This is a genomic window from Campylobacter sp. BCW_6467 (genome assembly GCF_001762855.1).
GTDB lineage: Bacteria > Campylobacterota > Campylobacteria > Campylobacterales > Campylobacteraceae > Campylobacter_D > Campylobacter_D jejuni.
Genome location: NZ_MJXP01000043.1, coordinates 81925 through 97577 on the forward strand (window position 1 = coordinate 81925; position 15653 = coordinate 97577).

5 protein-coding genes, 2 tRNA genes and 3 rRNA genes are annotated in these 15653 nt (G+C 36.0%); 1 reads left to right on the forward strand and 9 read right to left on the reverse strand.

Annotation, left to right across the window (positions count from 1 at the left end):
• Positions 1-166: 166 nt before the first annotated feature.
• A complete protein-coding gene (gene ggt, locus AJ888_RS06300) occupies positions 167-1837 on the forward strand; it encodes a gamma-glutamyltransferase (protein ID WP_070296200.1) in 1671 nt (556 codons plus the stop codon).
• Positions 1838-1871: 34 nt separating this feature from the next.
• On the opposite strand, the gene ccsA is transcribed toward ggt, so the two are convergent.
• The 9 genes from ccsA to AJ888_RS06345 form a co-directional block, all read right to left on the reverse strand.
• Positions 1872-4577, reverse strand: a complete 2706-nt coding sequence (gene ccsA, locus AJ888_RS06305) for a cytochrome c biogenesis protein CcsA (RefSeq protein ID WP_070296201.1) — start codon at positions 4575-4577, stop codon at positions 1872-1874.
• Entirely contained in the window at positions 4570-5154 is a 585-nt protein-coding gene (locus tag AJ888_RS06310) for a SoxW family protein (RefSeq protein WP_002854502.1), read from the reverse strand. The genes ccsA and AJ888_RS06310 overlap by 8 nt, the downstream gene beginning before the upstream one ends.
• A 43-nt stretch (positions 5155-5197) precedes the next feature.
• Positions 5198-7267: a rhodanese-like domain-containing protein gene (locus tag AJ888_RS06315; protein ID WP_002860875.1), complete on the reverse strand. Its 2070-nt coding sequence runs from the start codon at positions 7265-7267 to the stop codon at positions 5198-5200.
• A gap of 40 nt (positions 7268-7307) precedes the next feature.
• Complete coding sequence (locus AJ888_RS06320; protein WP_002860874.1) at positions 7308-9278, reverse strand: cytochrome c3 family protein; 1971 nt, start codon at positions 9276-9278, stop codon at positions 7308-7310.
• 423 nt (positions 9279-9701) lie between these two features.
• Positions 9702-9818, reverse strand: a 5S ribosomal RNA gene (gene rrf, locus AJ888_RS06325).
• Positions 9819-10093: 275 nt separating this feature from the next.
• Positions 10094-13152 (reverse strand): 23S ribosomal RNA (locus AJ888_RS06330).
• A gap of 726 nt (positions 13153-13878) precedes the next feature.
• Positions 13879-13955: transfer RNA gene (locus AJ888_RS06335), tRNA-Ile, on the reverse strand.
• A gap of 8 nt (positions 13956-13963) precedes the next feature.
• Positions 13964-14039, reverse strand: a tRNA-Ala gene (locus AJ888_RS06340).
• Positions 14040-14141: 102 nt separating this feature from the next.
• Positions 14142-15653: ribosomal RNA gene (locus AJ888_RS06345) — 16S ribosomal RNA — on the reverse strand.
• The 16S, 23S and 5S rRNA genes sit together here with 2 tRNA genes alongside, the layout of an rRNA operon.

Here is a 15653-nt window from a genome sequence, read left to right on the forward strand (position 1 = left end):
AAAGTTACTTTTTGTAATTTTATAAAAAAATAATTATATAAAATGAGAATATTTGATACAAAATTTTAAAATTTTAAATATTTTTATAAAAATATATCATTTTTTAAATTTATCAATACCCCTAGTTTTGTTACAATAATTCTATATATCATTAAAAAGGAGTAAAATGCGTTATTTAGCTATATTTGCGATTTCAATCACGCTAAGTTTTGGTGCAGCTAATCCACCTATACAAGATAAAACGGGCACAGGACTTGTTTTATCAAGTCACGAGCTAGCCAATAAAATAGGCAAAGAAGTTCTTGACAAAGGCGGAAATGCCATAGATGCAGCTGTAGCAGTAGGTTATGCTTTGGCTGTAGTGCATCCTGCAGCAGGAAACATAGGTGGTGGTGGCTTTGCAGTCATTCATCTAGCCAATGGAGAAAATACCACGCTTGATTTTAGAGAAATGGCACCTTTAAAAGCAAGCAGAGATATGTATCTTGATAGCAAAGGAGAAGTTATAAAAGATGCTTCAACTATAGGTTATCTAGCTGCTGGAGTACCAGGAACGGTTAAAGGTATGAGTGCTATGCTTGATCGCTACGGCACTATGAAACTAAAAGACTTGATGGCTCCTGCTATAAAACTAGCTGAAAAAGGTTATCTCATCAATGATAGACAAGAACAAACCATGCTAGAAGCTAAAGATATGTTTAAAGAATTTCCTAGTTCAAGCAAATATTTCCTTAAAAAAGATGGCAGCACTTATAAAAGCGGGGATTTGTTTGTCCAAAAAGATCTAGCAAAAACTTTAAAACTTATCGCAAAGGAAGGTCCTGATGCTTTTTATAAGGGAAAAATCGCTGATTTAATAGCAACGGATATGGCTAAAAACAAAGGCATTATCACCAAAGAAGATCTAGCACAATACCAAGCTATTTGGAGAAAACCTGTAGAAGGCACTTATAGGGGTTATGATATCATTTCCATGTCGCCACCTAGCAGTGGGGGTGCTCATATCATCGAAATTTTAAATATCATGGAAAATGCCAATATAGAAAATTTAGGCTTTGCAAGCTCTAAAACTTTACACATAATGGCTGAAGCTATGCGTCAAGCTTATGCGGATAGATCAGAATACATGGGCGATCCTGATTTTGTAAAAATCCCACTTGATAAACTTACAAGCAAAGAATACGCTAAAGAAATTTATGCAAAAATTCCAAAAGATAAGGCTTTACCAAGCTCAAAAGTAAAACCTGGTTTAGGACAAATTCACGAAGGACATAATACCACTCATTATTCTGTACTAGATAGCAAAGGCAATGCTGTAAGCATTACCTATACGATCAATGCGAGTTATGGTTCAGGCGCTGCGGTTGAAGGGGCAGGGTTTTTACTCAATGATGAAATGGATGATTTTTCAATCAAACCAGGCGTGCCAAATTTATACGGACTTGTAGGCGGAGAAGCTAATGCTATAGAACCTAAAAAAAGACCTTTAAGCTCTATGAGTCCAACTATCATACTAAAGGATGGAAAAGTATTTATGGTAGTAGGTAGCCCAGGTGGTTCTAGGATCATCACGACAGTTTTACAAGTGATTTCAAATGTGATCGATCATAAAATGGATATATCAACAGCGGTAGAATCTCCAAGATTTCACATGCAGTGGCTACCTGATGAAATCAGAACAGAGCCTTTTGGAATCATCAAAGATGTGCAAAACAATCTTGAAAAAATGGGCTATAAAATCACAAAAGAACCTTATATGGGTGATGTAAATGCTATCATGGTCGATCCAAAAACTGGAAAAATCGTAGGTTCTATGGATACAAGAAAAGAATTCTAACTTCTTATTTACCCTTGAAATTTCAAGGGTAAATTTATACAGGATTTTTAAGTCTTCTTTTAAAAAATGCTCCTAAAATTAAAATCACTGTAAAAGCAATGAAAAAATATAAAAATTTAGGCACAGGCACAGGATCTCCTGCTGCATAAGAATGCAATCCTGAAAGATAGAAATTTACCCCAAAATAAGTCATCAAAATAGAATAAAATCCTATAACACTCGCACTTGCAAAGGTGTAAGGATTGTTAAATTTTGAGATAAATCTAAGATGTAAAATCATAGTATAAATAATAATAGAAATTAAAGCCCAAGTTTCTTTAGAATCCCAACCCCAGTATCTCCCCCAGCTTTCATTTGCCCAAACTCCACCTAAGAAATTTCCTATAGTGAGTAAAGCAAGTCCTATTATCATCGCCATTTCGTTGATACAATGTAAGTTTAAAATACTTTGATCTATTTGAGCTTTTTTTGGATTTCTTAACATAAATAAAATCAAGCTAAATACTCCAAGCAAAAAGCAAAGTCCTAAAAATCCATAGCTTGCAGTGATGATAGAAACATGGATATTAAGCCAATAGGATTTTAAAACGGGCACAAGATTTGTAATTTGTGGATCCATAAAACCAAGATGTGCTACAAAAAGAGAAATTCCAGCCATAATACTTGCAGTACAAAGTGCTAAAGAAGATCTTTTATAAAAAACAAGTCCCGCAAAAGCACAAGCAAAAGCTATATAAACCATACTTTCATAAGCATTACTCCAAGGAGCGTGATCTCCTACATACCAACGAAAGATTAAAGCTAAAGCATGAGCTAAAACACTTAAAGCAATGAGAATAAAAATGGCATTTTTAAGCATTTTTGGAGCTTTTTTAAGGCTTAAAATTTCATAGACTAATAAGATAAAAAGCATACTACCTAGTAAAAGATAAATAGGGGTGAGATTGTCAAAAATATTATAATGATTTAAAAAAAGCTCTAAAGAAATTTGAGTAGGTGTAGGGATAAGATTTGATCCATAAAAATTTTGGAAATTTTTAAGTCTTTCTAAACTTTCATCGGCTTTAGAAAAATCTTTGGTACTAAGAGCTTGTTCAAAATCAAAAAAATATTTTGCCAATAAGCTTTGTATATTTTCTATATCCTTTAAATCAAAAGGCATAGGTGTAGCAGGAGAATACCAAGTATAGGTTTTTTGGCTTGGATCAGGAAATATTCTAAAAATTTCTCCGCTATAGATATAAAAAGCGGTGTTGATTTTTTCATCAAGAGCTAAAATATCTTTATCAAACTGATCTCTTAAAGTAGGTTTTTTACGGTTTGCTTCTTCTATATAGTTTGAAAGTTTGTAAAAATCTCCATCAAAAACATCATCGTAAGCAAGATATTTTTCATTTTTATCCACGCCTAAAATTTCTTTTAGCTTTGCAGTTTTTACGCTAATCATTTTTATTTGTCTAAAATGTTGTGGATACATCATCATACCAAGAAAAATTTGATTATAGTTTAAACCTAAAAAATCATTTTTTTTGGTAATTTTATGGATGTAATTCATCGCTAAAGTATCGATAGGTTTTATCCTGCCATCAAAGTCTTGCACAAGTAAGCTTCCAAAAAGTATAGAATGTTTTGCAGAATTTTCTTTGATATTTTGTATAAGCTTTAAGGTATTTTCATCGGCAAAACTTTTTATGTTAAAAGCAAAAAGACAAAAAAGAATTAATAAAAGATTTTTTTGATTTTTAAGATAGTTTGATAATTTTTGAAATCTTGAGTTTTTAGCAAATAAAATCCATAAAAAACCTAAAGTCAGCAAAGTATAGCCTATATAGGTTGGAATTTTTCCAGGATCTTTATTGACTGAAAGTATCGTGCCTTGTTCGTCTTGATCATAAGAACTTTGAAAAAATCTATATCCGCCATAATCTAAAACATTATTCATAAAAATTTTATACTCAAAACTTTTATCTTGATCGATCACTTCTATATCTGAAGCATAAGAAGAAGGACTCATAGAACCTGCGTAGCGATCTAGGATAAAATCTTTTAAAGCCAAAGAAAAAGGCAGTTTGATCTCTTCAGGACCCCAGTTGAGTGCAAAAATTTCACCTCCTAGTCTAAAAGGTAAAACATTTTCATTGTTGTAATTTGGAGTGAGTAAAATTTCTTTGCTTTCATTATTAAAAGAAATTTGCATTTTGATGATAGGATTGCTCATTGCATTAGGAGCTTTTTCATAATCAAGTAGTTTTAAATTTATAGTTTTATTTTGCTGCATGGAAACTTTTTTTTCAAAACTATTATGGAGTAAAGGATTAAAAGCTACTCCAAAGGATTGATATTCTACAACCTTACCTTCATCATTATAAAGCATTAAGGCTATAAATTCATCTCTTGTCACAATGATATCAGAACTTTGTCCTTCTCTAATGTGCATACCTCCTTCTATGCCAAAATAACGCGTGATTGCAGCGCCAAGTAAAATTACTATAAAAGCACTATGCAAGAGCAAGGAAGCATATTTTTTTCTTTGTAAAAGTTTGTGTATAAAAATAATACCTATAAGATTGATTAAAAGCAAAAGGTGTAAGATATCAAACCATAAAGCATTATAAACTAAGGCTTTAGCAGCATTTGTGCCAAAATCATTTTCGACAAAAGTCGCTACTGCACAAGAAAGAGCATAGATAAAAAGTAAAATAAGACTCATCCAAAAGGAAAAAAAGATTTTCTTAAACATTTTTCTCCTTGTATGCTAGAAAAAGTGTTTTAAAAAGCTCATCTTCATTAAGCTTTTGATTTTTTTCATCTTTTAAAATTTCCATAGTCAAAGCAAGGCGTTTAGCACTCATAAAACCAGGATAAATTAGTAAAGTTTTATGTTTAGGAGTAAAAAATACCAAAGTAGGCGTAGCGTCTATATTAAATTCTCTTGAAAGTTCTTCTGTGCTTGTTTTTTTATTGTCGTAATTATGAATTTTATGATAACTTGTATTGATATAATAAGAATTATATGTGTTTTTTAAGATATTTTGAACTTCTTTGTTGTTTTGAATTTCGTGTTTTAATTTATCGCAATAAACACAATTATTTGCACTAAAAATAATTAGCACAGGTTTGTCAGAAAAAACAATATTTTGATTGTCTTTAAAAAATTCTGCGATTTCTTTGTAAGAGTTGAGATCAAGATTGTTTGTATCTTGTTTGTATTGTTCTGTAGTTTTTGTTCCTTTGGAAAGAATATTTTCATCTATTTTTTCATCATTACAAGCACAAAATAATAATATTATAAATCCTAAAATCAGTTTTTTTAACATCAAATCCTTTCATTTAAAATTGCCTAGAAAATCTAGGCAATTATTATTTTAATAAATCCACTATAAAAGCATAAATCATCAAGAATAAAAAGATCATTCCTGTAATCAGCATCAAATAACCTGCTAATTTAGCAATGCCTTTATAAGAATTAAATTTAGAGTTTTTCTCATATAAACTTTCAAGCTTTCCGCTTTCTTTTAGGCGTTGATAATACGCATTTCTTTCTTGTTTAATCTCGGCTTCACTTTGGGTTCCTGAGAAAATTACCATATCCATAGGGAAGCGATCTGCTCTAAAATGAGTATTGAAGAAGTGGATTGCAAAGATAAATCCTGTTGCAAGTAAAGCTTCATCAGAATGCACTAAAGAACAAAGATTGATCATCCAACCTGGTAAAAAGGTACTAAAGAAAGTAGGGAACCATAAAACCAATCCTGAAAGTCCTATAACAAACATACCCCAAAATACTGCTAGATAATCAAATTTTTCCCAATAAGTCCAGCGGTCAAATTGTGGTCTTTCGCCCATGCCAAAGAACCATTTAAAATGTGCTTTCATATCTTTAAAGTCTTGCCAATTTGGCATTAAAGAATCAGGTCCAAAAAGGGCTTTTAAAATTTTCATTTTATCAAGTTTTCCTGTTTGTGGATCACGCACTAAATCTCTTCTTTTCCAGTTTACAAGTATGATTTCTCCAATATGAGAGAAAAAGACTATAAACATAACAATAGCACTAATATGATGCACTATGGTTGCACCGATTGGTCCACCTATAAGATCTATCATGGTTTGTGCCCAAGGAGCGGTATAAAATTTTTGCGGCAAACCCGAGAAAGCAAGTCCTAAGAAACTTGCCGCCATAAAGAAATGCTGAATTTTATGGAAGGTTGAAAAACGTTTGATTAAAACCTTGTCATTGTGTGCATTTTCTTTTGCTTTTTTCCATTCTGCAGGATGTGAAAATCTTGCTAAAATCAGTCTTATACTCCAAAGTAAAGTATGCAAACCAAAGAATACAAAAACTCCTATCACTAAAGCGGTCATAAAGATATAAGCACCGTGAAGTAAAGGATAGTTTTCTCCATCACTATGATCAGCATGTGCAATAAAATTGGCAAAATTTTCATTAGAATTTGGATGACACTGTGCACAAGTTTGAACACGATTTAAAGACGATAGGGTTGAGTTTAAATCTTCAACTTTTAAAATATTGTGTTTGCCGTGACAATCATAACAGGCTGCGATTTTTGGAGCACTACCGGGACTATTTAATACCATAGCCTTACCATGAAAAGTATCATGATAGCGATCTTGTTTATCTTGATGACATTCACCGCATTTAAAATCACTTCTTTGTTTTAAGGTCATTGCATTCATTAACGGATCGTTGTTGTGGATATCATGACAAGTGGTACAAGTTGGAATTTTTTTCTTTTTTCCATCTTTATCAAGTTGTATTTGGCTGATATTTTGATGAATGCTGTGTTTAAATTCTTTATCTATATCTTTATGACAACTTGCACAGTTTTTATTGATAAGATCTAAATTTGCAGCATTATTGTAGCGAATAGATTTTTTATCTTCGCCTTTTCCGTGGCAATCCCTACAACTTGGAACATCTCCAAAATACATTCTTGAATGAATACTATCTTTAAAATCATCTAAATTTTTAGCGTTTTGCCATTTTTCTATTTGTTCTTTTTGAACTTTTCTTCCAGAAAGCACCCAAGATTCTATACCATCTAACATAACATAAACATGGGTATAGCCTAATTTTTGGCTTAAATTTGCAATATTAGAAGCATCAAAAGTAAAACGATTCGACCCATAAAAAATTAAAGTTGCATTAAAATCATCAGGTAATAAATTTTGCCAATTTTGCGCATCAACTAAAACAGCATTAGGTATATTACCTGCAACTTCTCTTTCTTCCTTGGAATTAACATCCACAAAATATACATTTTTTTGCCCTAAAAGTTTTTCAGCATCTTTCATGCTGATAGGAGTTACACCTTCAACTATACCTATTTGAATTTTTCCGTCGGCAAGTAAAAAAGGGGTTGAAAAACAAAAAACAGCAAGCAATATAAATTTTATTAAACTTTGTTTCAAAATTTACTCCTTAAACTCGCCCAAAAAATGGGCGAAAATTTTATTTTAAAATATTTTTAGCTTCTTGTATATAAACCAAAGCCTCATCTACTATTTTTTTGGAGTAAACAGGACCATGCACACCCCAAGAACCATCTTTTTGCAATTTTTCTGCAATAGCCCTTGCTTGATTTGCCAAAGTAATAACACGAGATTTTTTCTCTACAGAAAGTTTAGGATTTTCAGCCATAGCTTTATCAATTTCTTTCACGCCTTTAAGAATATTTTCATATCCATCTTTTACAGGTTTTTGCCAACCTACAACAATGTCGTAGATAGTCTCTTGATCTGTAAAATGAAGTTTTTTAGGTAAATTTGATTGAACCGCACTGTGACATCCACTTGCACCTGACCCCATTAAATTTGGATCACTAAAACTTGTACGTCCACAAGCCCACATTAAATCAAGGAAAAATCTTCCATCATCATCTCTAGCGATGGTCCATCCTGGAGTTTTTGGAGATCTTTCTTTACCTTCTGGCGGATTAAGAGTTTTAGCAGTTTTATCAACTTTTATTTTCCAAATGTGAGAAGCTCTAACATTATCAAATCCACCTTTATCGGGATTTTGAACTGCTCCAAAGTTTTCACAACTCATCATATTTGGCATGTGACAAGCTGTACAATTATCTTTTGAATGAATTCCTCCTTGTTTAAAGAAGCTAGCTTGTGTGTCATGACAATCTGTACAAGTTTTTTTAAGCCCTACTTTAGTATATCCATCTTTCCAATCATTGAAAGTAACCTCATGAGGATCGTGGCAAGTAGAACATCTCATACCCTTATCATAGTGAGCTGAACTATACATTTGCGCACCTTCAGTTCCACAAGCTGGACAGCTAGATTTGAAGAAGGCATTAAATGGTTTTCTAGGATTTTTCTTAGCATCTTCTTCATTATAAGAAAATCTTTGATGACATCTTTCGCAGTTTGATGGCATACCTGCACCTCTAGCACCATAAAGATGAGCACCTGCACCATGACATTCTTCACAAGAAATACCTTTTGAAATTGTATGTTTTCTAAGCTCTTGAGTATTTCCTAAAGCTTTATAAAATTCTTCTTTGCTTTTAAAATCAAATTTAAAACTATGACAGGTTTCACAATAAGAACTTGCAGGCTGAAAAAGCATATTTTTACGATATTGTGCTGCATAAGAATTTGTTCCCCAAACTTGAGAGCCATTACCTCCAAATTGTTCCATAGTAGTAGGGAAACCTGGAGAAAATTCTGCTATTTTTTTGGTCATTTCAGGTGTTAAAAACTCACTCCAAAGCCTTGAGAATTGATTGCCGCCAGCTACAATTTTTCCTGTCATATTACTAAGATTTCCATCTTCAACATGATAAGTTCCACGAACCAACCATCTATCAATAAAACCATATTTTGTTCTAGGTGTTCCAATTACAGCATAGACATCATCAGGATAAATTCCATCTGGTAAAATAGTAGATTGTGAGTTATACATAGGTTTTTTTAAATCATTTCCTACTTCTTCAAACTCATCAGGAAAACGAACGGTTTTTGCATGACGTGATCTTTCCCAAGCTTTATATTGAGCAGGATGACATTCACCACATTTTTTTGGACCTACAAATTTATTTGGAAAATCTAAAAAAGATTCCATTCCTAAACGATAAGTCACTGAAGTATGAGCTAGATTGTTTTGCTGTGCAAAAGTAGGACCATTAGAAAATTCTACATATTCTTCTTCCCTATCACTAATAGCATATTTACCTACTATACGACCTTCTTTTTCATATTTAAACATAGGATGATGTTCTTTAAGATATTTAAAAAACGCATCTTCTTGGTGCACATAACCCTCAAGCGTTCTTGGTTTAGTATCGCCATCTTGTGCAGCTTCTCCTTGAATAAGAACATTTGAATTTTCTGCACTACTCACATTTAAAGCAAATCCCACCCCAAGTAATAGGGTTAAAACCTTTCCCTTAGAAATAAGCTTTTTCATAAGATACACCTTATAAATAAAATTTTTAAGATAATATAATTATGAAATAAATAGTTTAAGATATAAATTATCTTATTTAAATTATATTAACTTTTATATATAAAGTTTATGTTAATTAAACTTAATAATTAATAAAATTAACAATTTCATCGTGAATTTATATATTAATTTCTATTTTTTATTTAAAATTCTATCAATAAACCAAGTAGCCGATCACGCAAACAACTTTTTTAAAAGAACTAAATTTATACAATCCATACAAATATACTTAACTTTCCAAACCCCTAAAAACACCCTATTCTCTCTAAAAACCCTAACCAGTAACAAACTCTTTTTTTAAACACTATTTCAAACACCATCTAAAACAACAATAAAAATAAACATAGGATTTATATATAAAGTAAGCAATGAAGACATTTAACAAGTCCGCAATGAGCTACTTTCCCCCTGCCAGTAAGGCGTAGTATCATCACCCACGATGTGCTTAGCTTCTTGGTTCGGGATGGAGCAAGGCGTTTCCACATCTGTATAATCACGGACATTGTTATTTAAATATTCTTTGAAAGATTGAATTTAAAAAATAAAGCTTAATCTTTTTATTTCTTTACTTTTTTCTTTATTCTCTTTCTTCTTTTGTTTTTCTTTCTTCTTTACTTATCTTTTATCTTTGATAAGTTTTTATATAGAATACTTAAAAAACAATGTTAAGAGCAAGTTCTAATATAAACTTTACTTGAAAGATTTCTATTAAACTCTAAATATTATCTATATTCAAAGCTTTCTTAAAAACCTTAACAAGGAAGTGATGCTTTATTAAAGATAAGCCAAACGCTCTATTAGTACTGGTCAGCTAAAGGACTTTCATCCATTACACACCCAGCCTATCAAACTAGTAGTCTTCTAGAGAGCTTAGAGAAGATTCATCTTAGAGTTGGCTTCACGCTTAGATGCTTTCAGCGTTTATCCTTTCCAAACTTAGCTACGCTGCGATGCTCTTGGCAGAACAACAGCTACACCAGTGGTTTGTTCAACCCGGTCCTCTCGTACTAGGGTCAAATCTCTTCAATCTTCTTACGCCCACGGCAGATAGGGACCGAACTGTCTCACGACGTTCTGAACCCAGCTCGCGTACCGCTTTAAATGGCGAACAGCCATACCCTTGGGACCTGCTCCAGCCCCAGGATGCGATGAGCCGACATCGAGGTGCCAAACCTCCCCGTCGATGTGAGCTCTTGGGGGAGATCAGCCTGTTATCCCCGGGGTACCTTTTATCCTTTGAGCGATGGCCCTTCCACACAGAACCACCGGATCACTAAGACCGACTTTCGTCTCTGCTTGACTTGTATGTCTTGCAGTTAAGCTGGCTTATACCTTTATACTCTACGAACGATTTCCAACCGTTCTGAGCCAACCTTTGTAAGCCTCCGTTATTATTTGGGAGGCGACCGCCCCAGTCAAACTACCCACCAGACATTGTCCCACTTGAGGATAACTCAAGCTGGTTAGCTACCCAAATAAGAAAGAGTGGTATCTCAACAATGGCTCATATACAACTGGCGTCATATACTCAAAGCCTCCCACCTATCCTGCACATTCTTATCCAAGTAGCAGTGTCAAGCTGTAGTAAAGGTCCACGGGGTCTTTCCGTCTTGCCGCGGGTAGGAGGAATTTTCACCTCCACTACAATTTCACTGGATCCCTCTTTGAGACAGCTCCCATCTCGTTACGCCATTCATGCAGGTCGGTATTTAACCGACAAGGAATTTCGCTACCTTAGGACCGTTATAGTTACGGCCGCCGTTTACTCGGGCTTCGATCAAGAGCTTCGCTAATGCTAACCCCATCAATTAACCTTCGAGCACCGGGCAGGCGTCACACCCTATACATCCTCTTACGAGTTAGCAGAGTGCTGTGTTTTTGGTAAACAGTCGGGAGGGACTCTTTGTTGTAAGTTTCCTTGCTTTCGGAGTAAATCCTAATACAAAGCTAACCACACCTTATACCGAAGATACGGTGCTATTTTGCAGAGTTCCTTAAAGAGAGTTCTTCCACGCGCCTTAGAATACTCATCCCACCCACCTGTGTCGGTTTACGGTACGGGCAACATTAGCTAAACTTAGAAACTTTTCTTGGCTCGACGGCATCAGGGGTTCTTCTATCCATCCGAAGATTTCAAAAAGCCTTTCAGTTCTCGGAGTATTGTTATACGGATTTGCCTGTATAAGCTCCTACGACCTTAGACTAGCACTTCCATCCGCTAGCCCCCTTAGCCCTAAGCGTCCTTCCATCGCACACTAATGTTGGTATTGGAATATTAACCAATTTGCCATCGTCTACCCCTTTCGGACTCGACTTAGGACCCGACTAACCCTACGATGACGAGCATCGCGTAGGAAACCTTGGGTTTACGGCGTTAATGATTCTCACATTAATTATCGCTACTCATGCCTGCATGCTCACTTCTATTCGCTCCAGCACTCCTTACCGGTATACCTTCGACGCAAATAGAACGCTCTCCTACCACTTGCACACAACTTAAACTACTTAAACTTTAAACCAAGAATATTTTTACTGATTTTACTAAGTTTTGTTTCTATCTTTACTCTATAAAAATCAGTAAAAATATAACTTAAAACATATAACTTAGTTTTTTATATTCTAAACTTAAATAATCTAAGTTGTGTGCAAGTCTACAGCTTCGGTACTTACTTTAGCCCCGTTATATTTTCCGCGCAAAATCACTAGACCAGTGAGCTATTACGCTTTCTTTAAAGGATGGCTGCTTCTAAGCCAACCTCCTGGTTGTTTAAGTAACTTCACATCGTTTTCCACTTAAGTAAGATTTAGGGACCTTAGCTGGTAGTCTGGGTTGTTTCCCTCTTGACGACGGATTTTATCACTCGCCGCCTGACTGCTGTGATTACATATAAGGTATTCGGAGTTTGATAGGGTTTGGTACATTGGTGTATGCCCTAGCCCATTCAGTGCTCTACCCCCTTATATTACGACACAACGCTATACCTAAATATATTTCGGAGAGAACCAGCTATCACGAAGTTTGATTGGCCTTTCACCCCTATCCACAAGTCATCCCGGGGCTTTTCAACGCCTATGGGTTCAGTCCTCCACTAGTTCTTACACTAGCTTCAACTTGCTCATGGATAGATCACTTCGTTTCGGGTCTGCAGCATCTGACTAAGCGCCCTATTCAGACTCGCTTTCGCTACGGCTTCGCGTTTGCTTAACCTTGCCAGACACCACAACTCGCAGGCTCATTATGCAAAAGGCAGTCCATCACACTGTATTGCTACATAGTGCTCTGAATGATTGTAAGCAAATGGTTTCAGGTTCTATTTCACTCTGATCACCTCAGTTCTTTTCACCTTTCCCTCACGGTACTTGTGCACTATCGATCTGGTATTAGTATTTAGGGTTGGATCGTGGTCGACCCGGATTCAGACAGGATTCCTCGTGTCCCGCCCTACTCAGGATACTGCTAGCTAAGCTTTGTTTTTCGCATACGGGACTATCACCCTCTATGGCTATACTTTCCAGAATGTTCTGCTAAACTCAGCTCTTGCACATTGCAGTCCTACAACCCCCAGTGCAAGCACTGGGTTTGCCCTCTTGCGCTTTCGCTCGCCGCTACTGACGCAATCTCTATTGATTTCTTTTCCTGAGGGTACTAAGATGTTTCAATTCCCCTCGTTCGCTCCTATATAGGTAATGTATATCTCTATACATTGGGTTGCCCCATTCGGAAATCTACGGATCAAAGCTTCTTGACAGCTCCCCGTAGCTTATCGCAGTCTAGTACGTCCTTCATCGCCTTTACCAGTCAAGGCATCCACCATTCGCTCTTAGTAGCTTACCTTTTGATGTTCTTTTAGCAGATGAGCAAAGCTCATCCTAAAGAACCAAAGCTAAAGGCCTACCCCGCCAACCTAAAAGATATTAGGCTTAAAACGAAATAAACTAAACATTCATTAAAAAATTAATGTAGATAAAGCTTCAATTCTTAATCGCTAAAAAAACAATTTGCATAAAAGTTAGATATAACCTAACTTCTACCTTTTTTATTGATTCTAAAACGCATCACTTCCTTGTTAAAGTTTTTATGATAAGACTTCTTTATCTTAAGACGGAAAGCATTCAAACACTTAATATAAAACTAAATGATTTAGTCTTAACTAAGCTGTGAGTTTGAAACTTGTCTTTAATTTACAAATCTTAAATCTAATATTCTCTTTATTATAGAAATAAAGATAATTAAAAGATATAAGTTAAACCAAAGAAAAGATAAATAGGTTTTATCCTTTAACAAGTCCTGTAAAATTGTTTTTATTAAAACTTGCTTGTGACTCTTAACAATGATAATTAAAAAGAACATTTAGGTTTAAAACCTAAAGGAAGTATATATATTAACATAATCATTATAAATATAAATACATAATGTATATGCTATTTATATCTATTAAAAAGTATATTCTTTTATAGTTAAAGATAAAAATAAATCTAAGTATAGAGTTTATATTTTATATTTAATCTACTTTATATACTTGCTTTAGATTTTAAAGCTTTTTTATTCAAATCTTTTTTATGGTGGGCCTAACAAGACTTGAACTTGTGACCTCACCCTTATCAGGGGTGCACTCTAACCAGCTGAGCTATAGGCCCTTAATAAATGGTGGAGAATAGCGGGATCGAACCGCTGACCTCCTGCGTGCAAAGCAGGCGCTCTCCCAGCTGAGCTAATTCCCCATAAACAATTAGCTTTATCATCAATCTTTGAAATCTAAACAAGAATCAATTGAGTTTATATATTGAAGTAATAGTTGTGAGACTTATTACTTTGTACTCTAGAAAGGAGGTGATCCAACCGCAGGTTCTCCTACGGTTACCTTGTTACGACTTCACCCCAGTCGCTGATTCCACTGTGGACGGTAACTAGTTTAGTATTCCGGCTTCGAGTGAAATCAACTCCCATGGTGTGACGGGCGGTGAGTACAAGACCCGGGAACGTATTCACCGTAGCATGGCTGATCTACGATTACTAGCGATTCCGGCTTCATGCTCTCGAGTTGCAGAGAACAATCCGAACTGGGACATATTTTATAGATTTGCTCCACCTCGCGGTATTGCGTCTCATTGTATATGCCATTGTAGCACGTGTGTCGCCCTGGGCATAAGGGCCATGATGACTTGACGTCGTCCACACCTTCCTCCTCCTTACGAAGGCAGTCTATTTAGAGTGCTCGGCCGAACCGTTAGCAACTAAATACGTGGGTTGCGCTCGTTGCGGGACTTAACCCAACATCTCACGACACGAGCTGACGACAGCCGTGCAGCACCTGTCTCTAAGTTCTAGCAAGCTAGCACCCTCATATCTCTATAAGGTTCTTAGGATATCAAGCCCAGGTAAGGTTCTTCGCGTATCTTCGAATTAAACCACATGCTCCACCGCTTGTGCGGGTCCCCGTCTATTCCTTTGAGTTTTAATCTTGCGACCGTACTCCCCAGGCGGTACACTTAATGCGTTAGCTGCATTACTGAGATGACTAGCATCCCAACAACTAGTGTACATCGTTTAGGGCGTGGACTACCAGGGTATCTAATCCTGTTTGCTCCCCACGCTTTCGCGCCTTAGCGTCAGTTGAGTTCCAGCAGATCGCCTTCGCAATGGGTATTCTTGGTGATATCTACGGATTTTACCCCTACACCACCAATTCCATCTGCCTCTCCCTCACTCTAGACTATCAGTTTCCCAAGCAGTTTAATGGTTAAGCCATTAGATTTCACAAGAGACTTGATAATCCGCCTACGCGCCCTTTACGCCCAGTGATTCCGAGTAACGCTTGCACCCTCCGTATTACCGCGGCTGCTGGCACGGAGTTAGCCGGTGCTTATTCCTTAGGTACCGTCAGAATTCTTCCCTAAGAAAAGGAGTTTACGCTCCGAAAAGTGTCATCCTCCACGCGGCGTTGCTGCGTCAGGGTTTCCCCCATTGCGCAATATTCCCTACTGCTGCCTCCCGTAGGAGTCTGGACCGTGTCTCAGTTCCAGTGTGACTGATCATCCTCTCAGACCAGTTAAGCGTCATAGCCTTGGTAAGCCATTACCTTACCAACTAGCTGATACTATATAGTCTCATCCTACACCGAAAAACTTTCCCTACTCAACTTGTGTTAAGCAGGAGTATAGAGTATTAGCAGTCGTTTCCAACTGTTGTCCTCTTGTGTAGGGCAGATTAACTATACCTTACTCACCCGTGCGCCACTAATCCACTTCTAGCAAGCTAAAAGCTTCATCGTTCGACTTGCATGTATTAGGCACGCCGCCAGCGTTCACTCTGAGCCAGGATCAAACTCTCCATAA